General features: G+C 43.0%; 1 protein-coding gene. It reads right to left on the reverse strand.

All coding sequences use genetic code 11. The features are described from left to right. Nucleotides 1-18 precede the first annotated feature (18 nt). The coding region (locus tag FOR85_RS12510) for an RHS repeat domain-containing protein (RefSeq protein WP_144298177.1) at nt 19-1,509 on the reverse strand (1,491 nt) is incomplete at its 5' end.

Here is a 1,509-nt window from a genome sequence, read left to right on the forward strand (position 1 = left end):
GTGGTTTGATTATTATCGTCAGGCTGCGTAATTAAAATCTCCCAAGTTTGACTGTACGGATTTGACGGCAGGGGTCACTAAGGGAGTTGCAAGATCAGCTAAGCTAAGACGCTTTTGAGTGACGCGGCCTTGGTTGTCGTATTGGTACTCAATATGCTGATTACTACCTTTAGCGCTAAGTAGTTGATCCTTATCGTCAAACTCCCAAGCGACTTGCTGTACGACTTTACCCTCTTGCTTGACTGTCTTGTGAACTCTACGACCTTTTTCGTCGTATTGGTAGCTGATGATAACGCCGTTTGCTAATTCAATACCTGTGAGTTGATCGCGAGCGTCATATTTATAGTGTTTGCGCCCTGCTGTTCCACTGTCTATATAAGAGATACGTCCAAAGTCATCAACACCATAGTCAGTAGTGATATTATCGTTTTGTTCGACACGGGTTACGCCTGATTGTACAGTTTTGATAGTTGTTTTTTTGACACCTAACATATCCCACATATTGGGCAATGAGTAATCACTAATTTGCGACTTATCATTGTGCACTATGGTCTGCTCGCCACTAGCCCCAAGTATCTGGGCGATTTTGTTATCAGCGCTATAGTTAACAGCGACCAGCTGAGTATCGTCGCGTCCTACTGCTGTTATACGGTTTTTGTTATCGTAGATATAGCTTAGTTTATCTGTCCCAGTAGCGCTCATCTTGTAGTCTACAATAGGGCGGCCTTCGGTATCCAAATGTCTGAGGGTAGCTTGTTTGGCGGTTATTTCACCTAGATTGCGCCTAGCGTCATCATAAGCGTAGCTGGCGATAAAGTTGTTGTCTAGATCGCTGACGTTGGTGATATCACCTTGACTATTACGCTGATATTTAACGCCATTTATAAGCTCTCCATTGCGATAGCGAGATATAGTCATAGGTAGGTTGTTGTCACCATACTCTATGTTTATTGTCATAGTTTCTTGATTGTTTTTACGTTCTATAGCGGTCGTCTGACCATTGGCGTTATGCTCAAAGGTCGTGATTTGGCCAAGGTTTGGACGTGCAGAGGTTTTGACACTACCATCAGCGAACCAAGTATAAGCTTCTATAACGATGGTACTCTCAAGATTATCATCATTACGCAGGGCAACTTGTGTCAGATTACCTTTGCTATCGTAACTCATTAAATAGGTACGAGAAATAGATATGCCATCAGGAGTATGTCCAAACTCTGTCTTCTCAATAGGTCGTCCATGGTTATCGTAAACATAACTGATACCTGTTTGCCGATTTGCCGCTACACTGTCCTGCCATTCTTTGGCAATGAGAGAGAATCTACTATCTTCAGGATTATTTGAAACATACTTGTAATGAATAGCGGACTGGGTAGGACTAGCATCATCACTAATAATCATGCGCTTAGTGATGCGCCCAAACTCATCGAACGTGGTTGACATTGATGCGATGACTTGACCGTTGTCATCAAGCTTACTGGTTTTCGTCACCCGTCCTGCACTATCATACTC

Origin of the sequence: Psychrobacter sp. YGAH215 (assembly GCF_007280595.1) — a bacterium.
Lineage (GTDB): Bacteria > Pseudomonadota > Gammaproteobacteria > Pseudomonadales > Moraxellaceae > Psychrobacter > Psychrobacter faecalis.